Origin of the sequence: Proteus sp. ZN5, from assembly GCF_011046025.1 — a bacterium.
Lineage (GTDB): Bacteria > Pseudomonadota > Gammaproteobacteria > Enterobacterales > Enterobacteriaceae > Proteus.
In genome coordinates this window covers 4,032,684-4,049,892 of record NZ_CP047639.1, presented here as the reverse complement: position 1 = coordinate 4,049,892, position 17,209 = coordinate 4,032,684, and the positions used below count along the sequence as shown (strand labels likewise).

The window sequence follows — 17,209 nt, the reverse complement described above, 5'->3', positions numbered from 1 at the left end:
TCAATAATCAATTATTAAATATCAGTAATATATTGAGATTCCTTTTAATTCTCTTGTGTTCTCATGGTAATATCTGCGCGCAAGTTAGATGGTTATTGATTAATTGAGGTTTGATATGAACGAATTACGCATAGGGTTAGTTTCTGTTTCTGATCGCGCATCAAGTGGGGTTTATGAAGATAAAGGCTTACCCGCTTTAGAAGCTTGGCTAAAAGCTGCATTAACAACGCCTTTTCATATCGAATCACGTTTAATTCCTGACGAACAACTCATGATTGAACAAACACTGTGTGAGCTTGTTGATGAAGTTGGCTGTCATTTAGTGTTAACAACAGGAGGAACCGGGCCTGCTCGTCGTGATGTCACTCCTGATGCTACATTGGCTATTGCAGATAGAGAAATGCCAGGTTTTGGCGAACAAATGCGCCAAATTAGTCTGAAGTTTGTGCCTACAGCTATTTTATCTCGCCAAGTTGGTGTTATCCGTAATCAAGCGTTAATTCTAAATCTGCCGGGACAACCTAAAGCTATCGCAGAAACGTTGGAAGGGTTAAAAGATAACGACGGCAAAGTAATTGTTAGCGGTATTTTTGCCAGTGTACCGTACTGTATTCAACTGCTTGATGGTCCTTATATCGAAACAAATGAAGCTATCGTTGCTGCCTTTAGACCTAAATCGGCTCGCCGTTCTACTTCAGCATAAATAATGTAAGAGGTTATTTTTGTCATCACACTTCTGGCTAGGAAATGTTCTGACTCAGTTTGGATAACGCAAAAGTAACCTTATATTTATTTGATATTTTTATTTAAAAAACTAAAAAGTGTTATTTTTCAATTTCTTATGCCATTATTCTAAGTCTGGTCTTAAAAAAGCATTTCAGATAAGTCACAATGCTATTTGTAATTAACCTAACACTATGAAAAATAACAATTTTTAATTCCTGTTTTATTCTCAGACACAAATTTTTCGCATTTTTTGCATTTTTTTTCATTATTCCCCTTGATGAATGTATTTATGACCCCATCTTCTTTTCAACTGCAATTACCACTATTGAGTTGCGTTGATTTTATATCCGCTTCGAGATGATGTTGTTAAGTCTATTAATTTGTGACTTGAAAAATGAATATTCATCCGCATATAGATTGGTAGTCAAATTGATAAAGAATTCTCTTTGGAGGCGTTTAAATGGGTAAAATTATTGGTATTGACCTGGGTACAACTAACTCTTGTGTTGCTGTAATGGATGGCAAAAATGCCCGGGTTATCGAAAACAGTGAGGGCGATCGTACTACTCCTTCAATCGTTGCTTATGCACAAGATGGTGAAATCTTAGTTGGTCAACCTGCAAAACGTCAGGCTGTGACTAACCCACAAAATACTTTATTTGCCATCAAACGTTTAATTGGTCGTCGCTTTGAAGATGACGAAGTTCAGCGTGACGTTGCTATCATGCCTTACAAAATTGTAAAGGCTGATAACGGTGATGCTTGGATTGAAGCGCGTAATGACAAAATGGCTCCACCACAAGTATCTGCTGAAGTCCTGAAAAAAATGAAGAAAACAGCAGAAGATTATTTAGGTGAAGCTATTACTGAAGCAGTTATTACTGTTCCTGCTTACTTTAACGATGCTCAACGTCAAGCAACTAAAGATGCGGGCCGTATCGCAGGTCTTGACGTTAAACGTATTATTAACGAACCAACAGCGGCTGCTTTGGCTTACGGTTTAGATCGTGAAGTGGGCAACCGTACTATCGCAGTTTACGACTTAGGTGGTGGTACATTCGATATCTCTATCATCGAAATTGATGAAGTTGATGGCGAAAAAACCTATGAAGTTCTGTCAACCAATGGTGATACTCACTTAGGTGGTGAAGACTTCGATAGCCGTTTAATTAACTACTTAGTTGATGAATTTAAGAAAGAGCAAGGCATTGATCTGCGTAACGATCCATTAGCAATGCAACGTCTGAAAGAAGCAGCAGAAAAAGCGAAAATCGAATTATCTTCTGCACAACAAACAGATGTTAACTTGCCATATGTCACTGCAGATGCGACTGGCCCTAAACACTTAAATATCAAAGTAACTCGTGCCAAACTGGAATCTTTAGTTGAAGATTTAGTTAAACGTTCAATGGAACCAGTACGTGTTGCATTAGAAGATGCTGGCCTGAAAGTTAGCGAAGTTAACGACGTTATTCTGGTTGGTGGTCAAACTCGTATGCCAATGGTTCAAAAAACCGTTGCTGATTTCTTTGGTAAAGAACCTCGTAAAGACGTTAACCCAGATGAAGCTGTTGCAATGGGTGCAGCTGTTCAAGGTGGTGTATTAGCAGGTGATGTTAAAGACGTTCTGTTACTTGACGTAACACCACTGTCTTTAGGTATCGAAACAATGGGTGGTGTAATGACTTCCCTGATCGGAAAAAATACCACAATCCCAACTAAACATAGTCAAGTGTTCTCTACCGCAGAAGACAACCAATCTGCTGTAACTATTCACGTATTACAAGGTGAACGTAAACGTGCAAGTGATAACAAATCACTGGGTCAGTTTAACTTAGATGGTATTCAAGCGGCACCACGCGGTATGCCACAAATCGAAGTTACTTTTGATATCGATGCTGATGGTATCTTGCATGTATCAGCGAAAGATAAAAACAGTGGTCGTGAGCAAAACATCACAATCAAAGCTTCTTCTGGTTTAAATGAAGATGAAATCCAAAAAATGGTTCGTGATGCAGAAGCAAACGCAGAAGCTGACCGTAAGTTTGAAGAATTAGTTCAAACTCGTAACCAAGCTGACCAATTAGTTCACGGTACTCGTAAACAAATTGAAGAAGCGGGTGATAAATTACCAGCGAACGATAAAGAAGCTATCGAAAAAGCAGTAAGCGAGTTAGAAATTGCTTCTAAAGGCGAAGATAAAGACGCTATTGAAGCAAAAATTAAAACATTAGTTGAAGCTTCTGAAAAACTGCTAGAAATCGCACAACAACAAGCTCAAGCTGGCGCAGCAGGTAATGCCGCAGGTGCTGATGCAAGTGCGAAGAAAGATGACGACGTTGTCGATGCAGAATTTGAAGAAGTTGACGGCAAAGACAAGAAATAATGCCCTTAACGGGCCGCGGTAACTCACCTGTGAATAGTTACTGATACCGAACACGGGCGTCGAGGAAACTCAACGCCCGTGTGCTTATGTCAAGGGTAATCTAGAATGGCGAAAAGAGATTTTTACGAAGTACTCGGTTTAAGTAAAACTGCCGACGAAAAAGAAATTAAACGTGCGTATAAGCGTTTAGCAATGAAATATCACCCAGACAGAAACCAAGGTGATAAAGAGTCAGAAGCAAAATTCAAAGAAATCAAAGAAGCCTATGAGATCTTAAGTGATGCTCAAAAACGTGCTGCTTATGATCAATATGGTCATGCTGCATTTGAACAAGGTGGATTTGGTGGTCAAGGTGGCGGCGGCTTCGGTGGTGGTGCTGACTTTGGTGATATCTTTGGTGATGTATTTGGCGATATTTTTGGTGGTGGTCGTCGTCAACAACGCGCAGCGCGTGGCTCTGACTTACAATACAACATGGATCTAACGCTTGAAGAAGCGGTTCGTGGCGTTGCTAAAGAAATTCGGATACCTACACTAGAAACATGTGACAAATGCCATGGTAGCGGTGCTAAAGAAGGCACATCAGCAGAAACATGTTCTACTTGTCATGGTGCTGGTCAGGTTCATTTACGTCAAGGTTTCTTCACTGTACAGCAGGCATGTCCAACTTGTCATGGTCGCGGTAAAGTGATTAAAGAGCCTTGCTCTAAGTGTCATGGTGATGGTCGTGTTGAACGCTCTAAAACGCTGTCTGTCAAAATTCCAGCCGGTGTTGATACAGGCGACCGTATTCGCTTAAGCGGCGAAGGTGAAGCCGGTGAAAACGGTGCACCAGCAGGCGATTTATACGTACAGGTTCATGTTCGCCAACACCATATTTTTGAACGTGATGGCAACAACCTTTACTGTGAAGTCCCTATTAACTTCGCGATTGCTGCTTTGGGCGGCGAAATTGAAGTTCCAACACTTGATGGCCGTGTGAAACTTAAAATTCCAGCAGAAACACAAACTGGTAAAATGTTCCGCATGAAAGGCAAAGGTGTTAAATCAGTACGAAGTAGCACTATTGGTGACTTAATGTGTCGCGTTGTAGTTGAAACGCCTGTTAAACTCAATGAGAAACAAAAAGAGTTAATGGAACAACTGGGTGAATCATTCGGTGGTAAGAGTGGTGAGAAAAACACTCCTCGCTCTAAAAGTTTCTTAGATGGTGTGAAAAAATTCTTTGATGATTTAACCAAATAATTTTTCTTATCACCTTAGAGAAAGCCTGATGATAAAGAGTGTCATCAGGCTTTTTTATTTGAAGAGTATTTCATATTTACCCTACCTTGATAGCAACAATACCCGCTAAAATCACTAAACACGCCAATAGCTGTTTACGGTTAAATTGCTCTTTTAATAGATAGACAGATAAGATCATGGCAAATAATACACTGGTTTCTCTTAAAGCAGCCACAAGTACGATTGAAGCATGACTCATCGCCCATATCACAATGCCATAGCTTACCAATTGCATGATCCCACCCCAAAATGCGGGTTTCCAATAATCTTTTATTTTGGCTTTTAAATGTTGGCGATAACGAAGCCAAGCAAGTAAATACATTGCAATACCATTTAAAAAGAAGAGCCATAAAATATAAGCAAAAGGTGTTTCGCCTACACGAGAGCCATTACCATCAGATAGGGTATAGCTTGCGGTAAATAATGCGGTAAGCAGTGCAAAAAAGAGTGCATCTTTACGTAAATTAAACTCTGCTATTTTCCTACTACGTGAGATAAGGATAATACCCAAAATGATAAATAAAATACCGAGTAAGCCAGCTATTGGTAGTGTTTCATGGAAGAGAAAGAAACCAAGAAACGCAGTCATTAATGGCGCACTACCGCGAGAAATAGGATAGACCTGATTAAAATCAGCCAAGGTATAACAACGGCTTAAAGAGAGTGTGTAACCAATATGAAATAAAACAGAAAGAGCAAGCCACTTCCATGCACCAACATCAGGGAGCCCAATCCAAAATAGGGCGGGTAGTGTTACAACACCAGAAAAGAAAGTCAGTAACGAAATCCCTAAAAATCGATCACTGCCTACTTTAACTAATGCGTTCCAACATGCATGAAAGATAGCAGCAAATAAAACGGCAATAAAAACAGTAATCGACATATTGACAGAAACCTTAATATGGAAAGAGTCATTTTTTATAAAACAATAGTACAGTGATTAAACAGTAAATACGCCATTATTTCTTTTTATCATCTGAAATGATTTTAAGGGTGAGGAGTAAACGCCATTTTTTCAATAATAAAAATTGATACGTTTTAGCTATTTTATCAATTGGGATCATTTATCAAAAAAGATGCTTGTTTTCACCGGATTGTAAAAAAATAACTTTTATATTCAATGCGTTATTGTTATTGTTATTAATTATTCCCATTTTTTTTCTATTGAAAAACTATGTTGATGAATTGATGTTATTCATCTTATTTTTCTTGATATTTCTTATTTAACTCGAATAATCCGAGTTATTATCCATAAATAAACTGTTTTTTACGAATCTATGATTAGCATATTATTAACAAGATTAGTGATTCTGAGGTTAATATTATGACGGCAATTATTAGACAATTTTTGAGATTAGAGGCATCAGGCGGTATTCTTCTGATTATTGCTGCTATTATCGCATTGATTATGGCGAATACACCTCTAAGTGCTTTGTATAATGAGTTTTTATCTATTCCTATTATGATCAAATTCGGCGCGTTCGAACTTGATAAACCATTATTGCTTTGGGTAAATGATGCCTTGATGGCAATCTTTTTCTTAGTGGTAGGATTAGAAGTTAAACGCGAATTAAAAGAAGGCTCTTTGGCTCAGCGTGATAGAGCTATTTTCCCTGCGATAGCCGCAGTGGGTGGTATGTTAGCTCCAGCATTGGTTTATTTGATGTTTAATCATACTGATGCCGTTGGACAGCAGGGGTGGGCAATCCCAGCCGCAACAGATATTGCTTTTGCATTGGGTGTGATGGCGTTACTTGGCAAGCGTGTTCCTGTTGAGTTAAAAGTCTTCTTATTAGCATTGGCTATCATTGATGACTTAGGTGTAATCGTTATTATTGCGCTCTTTTATTCAAAGAGTATTGCACTAATGCCTCTCGCTTTGGCGGGTTTGATAGTGATTGCTCTGGGCATAATGAATTGGCGTAAAGTGGGGAATACAGCTGCTTATCTGATTCTTGGGTTCATCTTATGGGTGTGTATTTTAAAATCAGGTATTCATGCAACGATTGCAGGTGTGATTGTTGGATTCCTTATCCCATTAAGAAATAAAGAAGGGGATTCTCCTTCTGAAGAATTAGAGCATGTGTTGCACCCTTGGGTTGCCTATTTTATTTTACCGCTGTTTGCATTTAGTAACGCAGGAGTTTCTTTAAATGGCGTAACGCTTGATGGCATGTTGTCTGCCTTACCGTTAGGTATCGCGTTAGGTCTATTTTTAGGTAAGCCGATTGGTATTTTTCTCTTTAGCTGGGTTTCGGTAAAACTAGGTATTGCAAAATTACCAGATGCGATTAACCTTAAACAAATATTTGCAGTGTCTGTGCTATGTGGTATCGGTTTTACTATGTCTATCTTTATCGCAGGATTAGCATTCGATGGTGCGGATGAAGCTTATAATACCTACGCTAAGCTTGGTATTTTAGTTGGTTCAACTGTAGCTGCTGTTGTGGGATATTTGTTACTTCGCTCTGTTTTACCGAAGTTAAAAACGAAGTCAATATAGGGGAATTCATTACGGATTTGAGTTTCTCAACACAATAAATACCGAGCTATATATTTAAACCTACGGTGCAATACAATGTATTGTGCCGTAGGTGTTTTTATGAGGATTGGGCGCAAGGAAAGCCAATCGCAAACTAATGCGTTATTACATAGTCTGTGTTTGAAGCACAGAAGTTGAAAGGAAGATAACTATGCGGGTGTCACATCTCAATTTTAACCATCTTTATTATTTTTGGCATGTGTGTAAAGAAGGCTCTGTTGTAGGTGCAGCGCAAGCGCTGTATCTGACACCTCAGACAATTACAGGGCAAATTAAAGCATTAGAAGAAAGATTGGGTGGCAAATTATTTAAACGTCAAGGAAGAGGGTTAGTTCCGTCAGAATTGGGGCAGCTCATTTTTCGTTATGCCGATAAAATGTTTATGCTCAGCCAAGAAATGCTGGATATCGTCAACTACAGCCGTGAATCGAATTTACTATTTGATGTCGGTGTTGCGGATGCATTATCTAAACAATTAGTCAGTCGCGTATTAGAAACAGCAGTGATTAATAATGAGCAAATTCACCTGCGCTGTTTTGAATCGACTCATGAACTATTACTCGAACAATTAAGTCAGCATAAGCTGGATATGATCCTATCCGATTGTCCTGTGGATTCGTCACAACAAGAAGGCCTGTTCTCTGTAAAGCTTGGCGAATGTAATATGAGCTTTTTTTGTAGTCATCCTCTTCCGGAAAAACCGTTTCCTGAATGTTTAGAAGAGCGAAAGCTCCTCATTCCAGGTCGTCGATATATGTTAGGCCGCCATTTATTAACATGGATACGTAACAAAAACCTTCAAGTGGAAATACTGGGTGAGTTTGATGACGCAGCATTAATGAAAGCATTTGGCTTAAATTATAATGCTATCTTTGTAGCACCGTCACTGTATACAGATGAAACTTTTGCTCATAGTAATATCGAAGAGATTGGGATGCTTGATACGGTAAAAGAAGAGTACTACGCGATTTTTGCAGAACGAATGATCCAACATCCAGCCGTTCAACGTGTTTGTAATACTGATTTTTCAGAGCTCTTTAATGGAGATAAGAAGAATGTTGCAGCCCCATAAGCGGATTGTGGTTAAAAAGTAGAAAACAAAAAACCGGCATAAGCCGGTTTTTTATAACACAAGAAAGCAATATTACATTGCTTTGATTTGTGCTTGCAGATTAGCTTTATGACGTGCAGCTTTATTCTTGTGAATTAAGCCTTTAGTTGCCTGACGGTCAACAATTGGTTGCATGTCATTAAATGCTTTTTGTGCTGCTTCTTTATCACCTGAAGCAACTGCTGCGTATACTTTTTTAATGTAAGTACGCATCATAGAACGACGGCTTGCGTTGTGCTGACGACGCTTTTCAGACTGAACCGCACGTTTCTTAGCTGATTTGATATTAGCCAAGTTCCAACTCCCAAATATATTCTAGCGAGGACAAATACAAAGGTGAAGGAATATGCCTTTTCAACCTAAGTTTGTCAATGGATTTATACAAAATTAGCGTCGTTGTACGCGACACTTGTTTCGTTGTGATGGCGCAAGATTTTATCAGTTAAGACGGGTAGAATACAGTCTTTTGAGTGAAAAAATCATCAAAATCGTGTATATGAGTAATAAATAATAGATTCTAATAGGATCTATGCTGGGTTTTATGCGATTTTATAACCAAGAAGTGAGTGATAGTCCATTTTTTGTTTGATGTGAGCAATCAAATTTAAGAATAACAGTGAATCGACTTGTCGAGATATTACTCATCAATAAACATTGATATATTGGGTTACTCTCAAGCCTTTGACAAGGTATAATCCAATAATTTCCACGGTATTGAGCCAGTTATGGAGCTAATTCGCGGTATACAAAATATTAGAGCGCTACACCATGGTTGCGTTCTGACAATTGGGAATTTTGATGGTGTCCATAGAGGCCATCAGGCATTATTGAAACATTTGAAGCAAGAGGCGTCACAACGAGGATTACCTACTGTTGTGATGACATTTGAGCCTCAACCACTTGAGTTCTTTTTACCAGAAAAGGCACCAGCGCGTCTGACTCGCTTACGAGATAAGATAAAGTATTTGGCTGAATGTGGTATTGATTACCTTTTGTGTGTCAAATTTGATAAACAATTTGCAGCGCAAACCCCAGAAGAGTTTGTTTCATCACTGCTGGTGAATAAATTAGGGGTGAAGTTTCTTGCTATTGGCGATGATTTTCGCTTTGGCAAAAACCGTGAAGGTGATTTTCACTTTTTACAACAAGCTGGTGCAAGATATGGATTTGAAGTCGCTAATACCGAAAGTTATTGCGATAAAGGATTGCGTATCAGTAGCACTGCGGTACGAGAAGCGTTATTCAATGATGATTTAGTCCTTGCTGAATCACTATTAGGGCACCCTTACAGTGTTTGTGGACGCGTTGTTCATGGTAATGAATTGGGTAGAACTATTGGTTTTCCGACAGCCAATATTCCTATGAAACGCTTAGTTGCACCCGTTAAAGGCGTTTATGCTGTTGATGTCTATTTATCAGATAATCAATCACCTTTACCTGGTGTGGCAAATATCGGAAGTCGTCCTACTGTACAAGGGAAGGGCGTACAATTAGAAGTTCATTTAATCGACGTTAATATGGATTTATATGGACGTCGTATTGATGTTGTGTTACGAAAGAAATTACGTAATGAACAGCGATTTGCATCATTGGATGCATTGAAGCAGCAAATCGCAGATGATGTGGCTACTGCTAGGGATTTTTTATCGCAGCGGTCGGAGTCATAAACTAGCGGAAAATTGGAACTGAGAATCGAATGAGTGACTATAAAAATACCCTGAACTTACCAGAAACAGGGTTCCCTATGCGCGGGGATTTAGCAAAGCGCGAGCCAGAGATGTTATCACGTTGGTACAAAGAAGGTTTGTATCAAGCAATTCGTCAGGCTAAAAGTGGTAAGAAAACATTTATTTTGCACGATGGCCCTCCATACGCCAACGGCAATATTCATATTGGTCACTCAGTAAACAAAATTCTCAAAGATATTATTATTAAATCCAAAGGGCTGTCAGGCTTTGATTCTCCGTACATTCCAGGATGGGATTGTCACGGATTACCTATCGAACTAAAAGTTGAACAAATCGTAGGTAAACCAGGAGAGAAAATATCTGCAGCGCAATTCCGCGAGGAATGCCGTAAATATGCTTACGAACAAATTGAAGCACAGAAAAAAGATTTTATTCGTTTAGGTGTTCTAGGAGATTGGGAAAAACCTTATCTTACAATGGACTATAAAACTGAAGCGAATACTATCCGTGCATTAGCGCGCATTATCGCAAATGGCCACCTGTTAAAAGGGGCTAAACCTGTTCACTGGTGTACAGCGTGTGGCTCATCATTGGCAGAAGCTGAAGTTGAATATTATGACAAAACTTCACCTTCCATCGATGTACGTTTCACTGCCGTTGATCCAAGCGCCGTTGCTGCCAAGTTCCATGCAACAACAGATAAGCCAGTTTCTTTGGTTATCTGGACAACAACGCCTTGGACATTACCCGCTAACCGCGCTATTGCATTAAATGCAGAATTTAATTATGCCTTAGTCTCTTTTAACGATGAATGCGTGATTTTAGCCGCTGATCTTGTTGAAGGCGTAATGAAGCGTATTGGCGTAACAAGCTGGGCTGTTTTAGGCGAATGTAAAGGTGTTGATTTAGAGCTACTGCGCTTTAATCATCCATTTATGGGCTTTGATGTACCTGCAATTTTAGGTGATCACGTTACGTTAGAAGCGGGTACAGGTGCTGTTCATACTGCACCAGGCCACGGCCCTGATGACTTTGTTGTTGGTCAAAAATACGGCTTAGAAGTTGCAAACCCAGTTGGACCAAATGGGTGCTACTTAGCCGGTACTTATCCAACATTAGATGGCGTTTTTGTTTTTAAAGCGAATGATGTCATTGTTGAACTGCTAAAAGAGAAAGGCGCTCTGTTACATCATGAAGCCTTACAACATAGCTACCCTTGCTGTTGGAGACATAAAACACCAGTTATTTTCCGTGCAACACCACAATGGTTTATTGGCATGGATAAAAACGGTTTACGTCAACAATCATTAAAAGAGATCAAAGGTGTTAAATGGATCCCTGATTGGGGCCAAGCACGTATTGAATCAATGGTTGAAAACCGCCCTGACTGGTGTATTTCTCGTCAACGTACTTGGGGTACGCCAATGTCTCTGTTTGTTCATAAAGAGACTCAAGAGCCGCATCCTCGTACTTTAGAGTTGATGGAAGAAGTTGCAAAACGTGTTGAAGTGAGCGGCATTCAAGCATGGTGGGATTTAGATATCCGTGAAGTGCTGGGTGATGAAGCTGATGATTACATGAAAACGCCAGATACACTGGACGTATGGTTTGATTCAGGATCAACACACTCAACAGTCGTTGATGCTCGCCCAGAATACCATGGCAATTCAGCTGATATGTATTTAGAAGGCTCTGACCAACACCGTGGTTGGTTTATGTCTTCACTGATGATTTCGACTGCAATCAAAGGTAAAGCACCTTACCGTGAAGTTTTAACACACGGTTTTACCGTAGATGGACAAGGCCGTAAAATGTCTAAATCTATCGGTAACACAGTGAGTCCTCAAGATGTAATGGATAAACTGGGTGCTGATATCCTGCGTTTATGGGTTGCATCAACAGACTACACTGGTGAAATCGCTGTATCTGATGAGATCTTAAAACGTTCTGCGGATACTTATCGTCGTATTCGTAATACCGCGCGTTTCTTCTTAGCGAACCTAAATGGTTTTGATCCTGCAAAACACCAAGTTAAGCCAGAAGAGATGGTGACACTTGATCGCTGGGCTGTAGGTCGTGCGAAGGCTGCACAAGCAGAGATCCTAAAACACTATGAAAATTATGATTTCCATAATGTTATTCAGCGCTTAATGCAGTTCTGCTCAGTGGAAATGGGTTCTTTCTATTTAGATATCATCAAAGACAGACAGTACACAGCGAAAAGCGACAGCGTTGCTCGTCGTAGTTGTCAAACGGCGTTATTCCATATCAGTGAAGCATTAGTTCGTTGGATGGCGCCAGTTATGTCATTCACAGCAGACGAGATCTGGAATGAGTTACCGGGTGAACGTGCAAAATATGTCTTAACTGAAGAATGGTATACCGATTTATTTGGCTTAGATGCGTCAGAAACCTTAAATGATGACTACTGGGCTGAATTACTTGCTGTTCGTGGTGAAGTCAACAAAGTATTAGAGCAAGCTCGTACAGATAAACAATTGCGTGGCTCTTTAGAAGCATCTGTAACTCTGTATGCAGATAAAGCTTTAGCAGATAAGTTAAATACATTAGGTAACGAACTGCGTTTTGTTTTATTAACTTCTCAAGCGAAAGTGGCAGATATTAATGAAGCACCAGAAACAGCATTAGCTTCTGATATGGCGGGTTTAAAAATCGCCTTTAACAAAGCAGATGGCGAAAAATGTCCTCGTTGCTGGCATTATGCGACAGATATCGGTCAAGTAGCGGAACACGCTGAATTGTGCGGACGCTGTGTTACTAACGTAGCCGGTAACGGTGAAGAACGTAAGTTTGCTTAATTAATGAAGAAAACACTTTGCTCTACAGGTTTACGCTGGCTATGGCTGGCCGTCGCCGTAGTGGTATTGGATTTAGGAACAAAACAGTATTTCATGCAGACATTTCGTCTGTATGAATCTGTTGCTGTGATGCCTTTTTTCAATTTCACTTACGCCCATAACTATGGTGCTGCCTTTAGCTTTTTAGCAGATAAAGGGGGATGGCAACGTTGGTTTTTTGCACTGATTGCGTTAGCAATCTGCATTACTTTATTGGTAATGATGTATAAAAACAAAGCGAGTGCCAAACTAAGTAACGTTGCTTATGCGCTCATTATTGGCGGAGCATTGGGTAATCTTTCTGATCGTCTGATCCACGGGTTTGTTATCGATTTCCTTGATGTTTATGTCGGAGATTGGCATTGGCCTACCTTTAATATTGCTGATATGGGGATTTGTATCGGTGCAGGGCTTATCATTATTGAGAGCTTTTTCCCTGATAAAAATGTCAGTCCTCAAGATGCAAAAAAGCAAAAGTAATCAGACAAGAAGTTAACTAAAATAACCCCTGCCTTATGGCGGGGGTTACGCTTAATAGAAGGTATTAGTATGGTTATGCAGGTACTCAACGACAGCGCAGTGTTGCTGAATTTCACTTTAAAGTTAGCAGATGGCTCTGTTGCTGAATCTACACAAGCGCATGGTAAACCCGCTCTTTTTCGTTTAGGTGATGAAAGTTTATCGCCAGCCTTAGAAGCTGAATTATTGGGATTATCAACAGGAGATAAAAAAACCTTTACGCTTGCGGGTGAACATCTTTTTGGTAAATACAATCCTGACTTGATCCAATACTTTATGCCTTCTGACTTTGCAGAATCTGGTGTGCCTGAAGCAGGCACTATCATGCTATTTACAGCAATGAATGGCAGTGAAATGCCGGGCATTGTTAGAGATGTCACTGAAGATTCTGTGACGGTTGATTTTAATCATCCGTTAGCATCAGAAGAAGTGACATTTGATATTGAAGTTGTCGGCATCAATCCTGAGGAGGAAACAACACATGCAAATACTGCTGGCTAACCCACGGGGCTTTTGTGCGGGTGTTGACCGAGCTATCAGCATTGTTGATCGTGCTCTGGAAATCTATGGCGCTCCTATTTATGTTCGTCACGAAGTCGTTCATAACCGCTATGTCGTTAACGATTTACGTGAACGTGGCGCTATCTTTATTGAAGAAATTTCAGAAGTCCCTGATAACGCAATTTTAATTTTTTCTGCTCATGGTGTTTCTCAAGCTATTCGCCAAGAAGCTCGTTCACGTAATTTAACCATGCTTTATGATGCAACGTGTCCATTAGTCACTAAAGTTCATATGGAAGTGGCAAGAGCAAGCCGTAAAGGCAAAGAAGCGATTTTAATCGGTCATGCGGGACATCCTGAAGTTGAAGGCACAATGGGGCAATACAATAACCCTGAAGGGGGAATGTATTTAGTTGAGTCACCTGCTGATGTTTGGAAATTAGAAGTGAAAGATGAAGACAATCTTTGCTTTATGACCCAAACAACGCTTTCTGTTGATGATACATCTGAAGTGATTGATGCTTTAAATACACGCTTCCCAAAAATTATTGGCCCACGTAAAGATGATATTTGCTACGCAACAACCAATCGCCAAGAAGCGGCAAGAGAACTTGCAGAAAAAGCAGATGTTGTATTTGTGGTTGGTTCAAAGAACTCATCAAACTCTAATCGCTTAGCGGAGCTTGCGCAGCGTGCAGGTAAGCCTTCTTATCTTATCGATAGCTTTGAAGATATTGATGAATCATGGGTTGCTAACGTAAATATTGTTGGCGTTACCGCAGGGGCTTCGGCTCCAGATATTTTAGTTCAACAAGTATTAGATCGTTTAAAAACCTTTGGTGCTGATGAAGTGATCGAACTATCAGGACGTGAAGAAAATATTGTCTTTGAAGTCCCCAAAGAGCTTCGTTTGGATTATAAAGTTATCGAATAATCTTACTTAAGCGAGTTAGTGAATTCAAAAAGCAGAGTGAATAACTCTGCTTTTTTTATGTGTTGAGTAAAGTGACATGAATAATCATGCTGTTCATCTCTTTTACTGATAATGACTACAGTTTTGTGTGTTTTTCTTATCTCGAACGTTAAATGCTGGCATCAAGTGGACTACATCGCTAATCTGTAAACAATAAATAGAGATAATAAGTATTGTTAAGGAGAAATTTAGTTATGTCTGCAAAAGAACTTCGTCTTGCTGTCGTTGGTGCGGGTGGTCGTATGGGGCGACAATTAATTCAGGCAATTTCTCAACAAGAAGGAACCGTTTTAGGTGCTGCTTTTGAGCGTACTAATTCTTCTTTGATTGGCGCTGATGCCGGAGAATTAGCGGGTATTGGACATCTTGGTGTCACAATCACTGATAACTTGCTGGCTCAAGCGAATGAGTTTGATGTGTTAATTGATTTTACGCGTCCTGAAGGAACTCTTTCTCACATTGCATTTTGTGTAGAGCAGAAAAAAGGCATGATCATTGGTACAACAGGCTTTGATGATGAAGGTAAAAAAGCCATAGATGATGCAGCGAAAATTATCCCAATCGTGTTTGCCGCTAACTTTAGTGTTGGTGTTAACTTAGTGCTTAAGTTACTTGAAAAAGCGGCTAAAGTGATGGGAACTTACACTGATATTGAAATCATAGAAGCTCACCATCGTCATAAAGTTGATGCGCCATCAGGTACGGCATTAGCAATGGGAGAGTCTATTGCAGATGCGTTAGGTCGTGATCTTAAACAGTGCGCAGTTTATGAGCGAGTAGGGCACACGGGAGAGCGTGATCCTCAAAGTATCGGATTCGCTACTATTCGTGCAGGTGATATTGTAGGAGAACATACCGCAATTTTTGCTGATATCGGTGAGCGAGTCGAGATAAGCCATAAGGCTTCTAGTCGAATGACATTTGCAAATGGCGCTGTTAAAGCATCTATTTGGTTAAGCGATAAAAAATCTGGTCTTTATAATATGAAAGATGTGCTTTCATTAGAAGATTTGTAATTTATAAAGAATATAATTTATTGAAAGCTCACAAATATTTTTATATTTGTGGGTTTTTTATTTTGTTTGTAAGTTAATTTTATTGTTTATCTTGTTTTTATTTGTTATCTCTATTTTTTCTTCGTTTTTATCTACCGAAATACACCAAATCCTCATTTTTAGCCTTTTTTCTTTGGTTTTTAAATTATCTTGGTAAGCAAACGGTTAAATTTGTAAGATTGGTTATATAAATTGTCACTTGGTTAACTAAATTGCTAATGAATGATATTTTTTAAATTAAAAAGGTGTTTTTTCTAGACATCTGCCTATTCGATCTTTAGAATGCGCCCAATTTGCCAAAAATTTGCCCAATTTTATGTTTTTGGCATTGATTTAGAGTCTTAAATCTGAATTAATATGCATGAAATATGATTTATTATTCTCTGGAGGGCGTTTTGATTAGAAAAGCTATACTGGTTCTAGAAGATGGGACCGAATTCCACGGCAAGTCGATTGGCGCAGAAGGCGCCGCCATCGGTGAAGTCGTTTTTAATACTTCAATGACCGGTTATCAAGAAATACTAACCGACCCTTCTTACTCCCAACAAATTGTTACTCTCACTTATCCCCACATTGGCAACACTGGCGTTAATCGTTCAGACGAAGAATCAGAAACCATCCATGCTCAAGGCTTAATTATTCGCGATTTACCATTAGTGATGAGCAACTATCGTGCACAAGAAACGTTATCTGATTATCTTAAACGCCAAAATATTGTCGCTATTGCGGACATTGATACACGTAAGTTAACTCGTTTGCTGAGAGAAAAAGACGCGCAAAACGGCTGTATCATTGCCGGTGAACATCTTGATACCAAACTTGCTCTTGAAAAAGCCAAAGCCTTTCCTGGCTTAAAGGGAATGGATTTAGCCAAAACAGTCACCGTCAAACAGCCTTATCAGTGGACTCAAGGAAGTTGGACGCTAGAAAATGAATTACCCGCAGCTAAATTAGCAACTGAATTGCCATTGCATATTGTGGCGTATGATTTTGGTGTGAAACGCAATATTTTACGTATGCTGGTGGATCGAGGGTGTCGAGTTACCGTTGTACCAGCACAAACGCCAGCTCAAGATGTTTTAGCTCTTTCTCCTGATGGCATTTTCCTTTCCAATGGTCCCGGGGATCCAGAGCCCTGTGATTATGCCATTAACGCCATTCAAACCTTTTTAACCACTGATATTCCAGTATTTGGTATTTGCTTAGGGCATCAATTACTCGCATTAGCCAGTGGCGCAAAAACCATCAAAATGAAATTTGGTCATCACGGTGGTAATCATCCTGTAAAAGATCTGGATAAAAATACTGTGATGATCACAGCGCAAAATCATGGATTTGCTGTTGATGAAACATCACTTCCTACTAATTTACGTGTGACACATAAATCTCTGTTTGATGGCTCTTTACAAGGTATTCATCGTACAGATAAACCTGCATTCAGTTTCCAAGGGCACCCAGAAGCTAGCCCAGGGCCACATGATGCCGCACCTCTTTTTGATCACTTTATCGAGCTTATCGCGCAATATCGTCAAAACCTGCAATCAGTGACAACAAAATAAATCAGGA

Annotated in this window: 14 protein-coding genes; 12 read left to right on the top strand and 2 right to left on the bottom strand. The window is 39.6% G+C overall.

Translation table 11 applies throughout. The features are described 5' to 3' along the window. Positions 1–115 precede the first annotated feature (115 nt). The 3 genes from mog (at position 116) to dnaJ (ending at position 4,357) form a co-directional block, all read left to right on the top strand. Positions 116–703, top strand: a complete 588-nt coding sequence (gene mog / locus GTK47_RS18625; RefSeq protein ID WP_165125981.1) for a molybdopterin adenylyltransferase — start codon at positions 116–118, stop codon at positions 701–703. A gap of 483 nt (positions 704–1,186) precedes the next feature. Continuing rightward, on the top strand, positions 1,187–3,112 hold the full coding sequence (dnaK, locus tag GTK47_RS18620) for a molecular chaperone DnaK (RefSeq protein WP_165125978.1): 1,926 nt from the start codon (positions 1,187–1,189) through the stop codon (positions 3,110–3,112). A gap of 105 nt (positions 3,113–3,217) precedes the next feature. Then, on the top strand, positions 3,218–4,357 hold the full coding sequence (gene dnaJ, locus GTK47_RS18615) for a molecular chaperone DnaJ (protein ID WP_165125975.1): 1,140 nt from the start codon (positions 3,218–3,220) through the stop codon (positions 4,355–4,357). 76 nt (positions 4,358–4,433) lie between these two features. Here dnaJ and GTK47_RS18610 read toward each other — a convergent pair whose 3' ends face one another. Continuing rightward, positions 4,434–5,279 (bottom strand): DMT family transporter, encoded by an 846-nt coding sequence (locus GTK47_RS18610; protein ID WP_165125972.1) that lies wholly within the window; start codon positions 5,277–5,279, stop codon positions 4,434–4,436. Between the two features lie 441 nt (positions 5,280–5,720). Between GTK47_RS18610 and nhaA the strand changes: the two genes are divergently transcribed. Beyond that, the gene (gene nhaA / locus GTK47_RS18605) at positions 5,721–6,899 is read left to right on the top strand and encodes a Na+/H+ antiporter NhaA (RefSeq protein WP_165125969.1); all 1,179 of its coding nucleotides are present in this window, start codon (positions 5,721–5,723) and stop codon (positions 6,897–6,899) included. Positions 6,900–7,089: 190 nt separating this feature from the next. Continuing rightward, positions 7,090–8,010 carry a transcriptional activator NhaR gene (gene nhaR, locus GTK47_RS18600; protein WP_165125966.1) on the top strand — a complete coding sequence of 307 codons (921 nt, stop codon included), beginning with the start codon at positions 7,090–7,092 and terminating at the stop codon, positions 8,008–8,010. Positions 8,011–8,082: 72 nt separating this feature from the next. On the opposite strand, the gene rpsT is transcribed toward nhaR, so the two are convergent. Continuing rightward, positions 8,083–8,343, bottom strand: coding sequence for a 30S ribosomal protein S20 (gene rpsT, locus GTK47_RS18595; protein ID WP_004248964.1), 261 nt, complete (start codon positions 8,341–8,343; stop codon positions 8,083–8,085). A gap of 431 nt (positions 8,344–8,774) precedes the next feature. On the opposite strand from rpsT, the gene ribF reads away from it, so the two are divergent. The 7 genes from ribF (at position 8,775) to carA (ending at position 17,202) form a co-directional block, all read left to right on the top strand. Then, positions 8,775–9,716 carry a bifunctional riboflavin kinase/FAD synthetase gene (ribF, locus tag GTK47_RS18585; protein ID WP_165125963.1) on the top strand — a complete coding sequence of 314 codons (942 nt, stop codon included), beginning with the start codon at positions 8,775–8,777 and terminating at the stop codon, positions 9,714–9,716. Between the two features lie 29 nt (positions 9,717–9,745). Next, positions 9,746–12,556 (top strand): isoleucine--tRNA ligase, encoded by a 2,811-nt coding sequence (ileS, locus tag GTK47_RS18580; RefSeq protein WP_165125960.1) that lies wholly within the window; start codon positions 9,746–9,748, stop codon positions 12,554–12,556. A gap of 3 nt (positions 12,557–12,559) precedes the next feature. Further along, entirely contained in the window at positions 12,560–13,075 is a 516-nt protein-coding gene (gene lspA, locus GTK47_RS18575) for a signal peptidase II (protein WP_075673710.1), read from the top strand. A gap of 69 nt (positions 13,076–13,144) precedes the next feature. Continuing rightward, a complete protein-coding gene (fkpB, locus tag GTK47_RS18570; protein ID WP_088493753.1) occupies positions 13,145–13,615 on the top strand; it encodes an FKBP-type peptidyl-prolyl cis-trans isomerase in 471 nt (156 codons plus the stop codon). After that, positions 13,596–14,549: a 4-hydroxy-3-methylbut-2-enyl diphosphate reductase gene (gene ispH / locus GTK47_RS18565; protein WP_165125957.1), complete on the top strand. Its 954-nt coding sequence runs from the start codon at positions 13,596–13,598 to the stop codon at positions 14,547–14,549. Before fkpB ends, ispH begins: the two co-directional genes overlap by 20 nt. A gap of 233 nt (positions 14,550–14,782) precedes the next feature. After that, complete coding sequence (dapB, locus tag GTK47_RS18560) at positions 14,783–15,604, top strand: 4-hydroxy-tetrahydrodipicolinate reductase (protein ID WP_165125954.1); 822 nt, start codon at positions 14,783–14,785, stop codon at positions 15,602–15,604. Positions 15,605–16,038: 434 nt separating this feature from the next. Continuing rightward, positions 16,039–17,202, top strand: a complete 1,164-nt coding sequence (gene carA / locus GTK47_RS18555) for a glutamine-hydrolyzing carbamoyl-phosphate synthase small subunit (protein ID WP_165125951.1) — start codon at positions 16,039–16,041, stop codon at positions 17,200–17,202. Positions 17,203–17,209 lie beyond the last annotated feature (7 nt).

Coding starts and splice junctions, on each gene's coding strand:
- mog (WP_165125981.1), top strand. CDS start 116: ATGAACGAATTACGCATAGGGTTAGTTTCTGTTTCTGATCGCGCATCA.
- dnaK (WP_165125978.1), top strand. CDS start 1,187: ATGGGTAAAATTATTGGTATTGACCTGGGTACAACTAACTCTTGTGTT.
- dnaJ (WP_165125975.1), top strand. CDS start 3,218: ATGGCGAAAAGAGATTTTTACGAAGTACTCGGTTTAAGTAAAACTGCC.
- GTK47_RS18610 (WP_165125972.1), bottom strand. CDS start 5,279: ATGTCGATTACTGTTTTTATTGCCGTTTTATTTGCTGCTATCTTTCAT.
- nhaA (WP_165125969.1), top strand. CDS start 5,721: ATGACGGCAATTATTAGACAATTTTTGAGATTAGAGGCATCAGGCGGT.
- nhaR (WP_165125966.1), top strand. CDS start 7,090: ATGCGGGTGTCACATCTCAATTTTAACCATCTTTATTATTTTTGGCAT.
- ribF (WP_165125963.1), top strand. CDS start 8,775: ATGGAGCTAATTCGCGGTATACAAAATATTAGAGCGCTACACCATGGT.
- ileS (WP_165125960.1), top strand. CDS start 9,746: ATGAGTGACTATAAAAATACCCTGAACTTACCAGAAACAGGGTTCCCT.
- lspA (WP_075673710.1), top strand. CDS start 12,560: ATGAAGAAAACACTTTGCTCTACAGGTTTACGCTGGCTATGGCTGGCC.
- fkpB (WP_088493753.1), top strand. CDS start 13,145: ATGGTTATGCAGGTACTCAACGACAGCGCAGTGTTGCTGAATTTCACT.
- ispH (WP_165125957.1), top strand. CDS start 13,596: ATGCAAATACTGCTGGCTAACCCACGGGGCTTTTGTGCGGGTGTTGAC.
- dapB (WP_165125954.1), top strand. CDS start 14,783: ATGTCTGCAAAAGAACTTCGTCTTGCTGTCGTTGGTGCGGGTGGTCGT.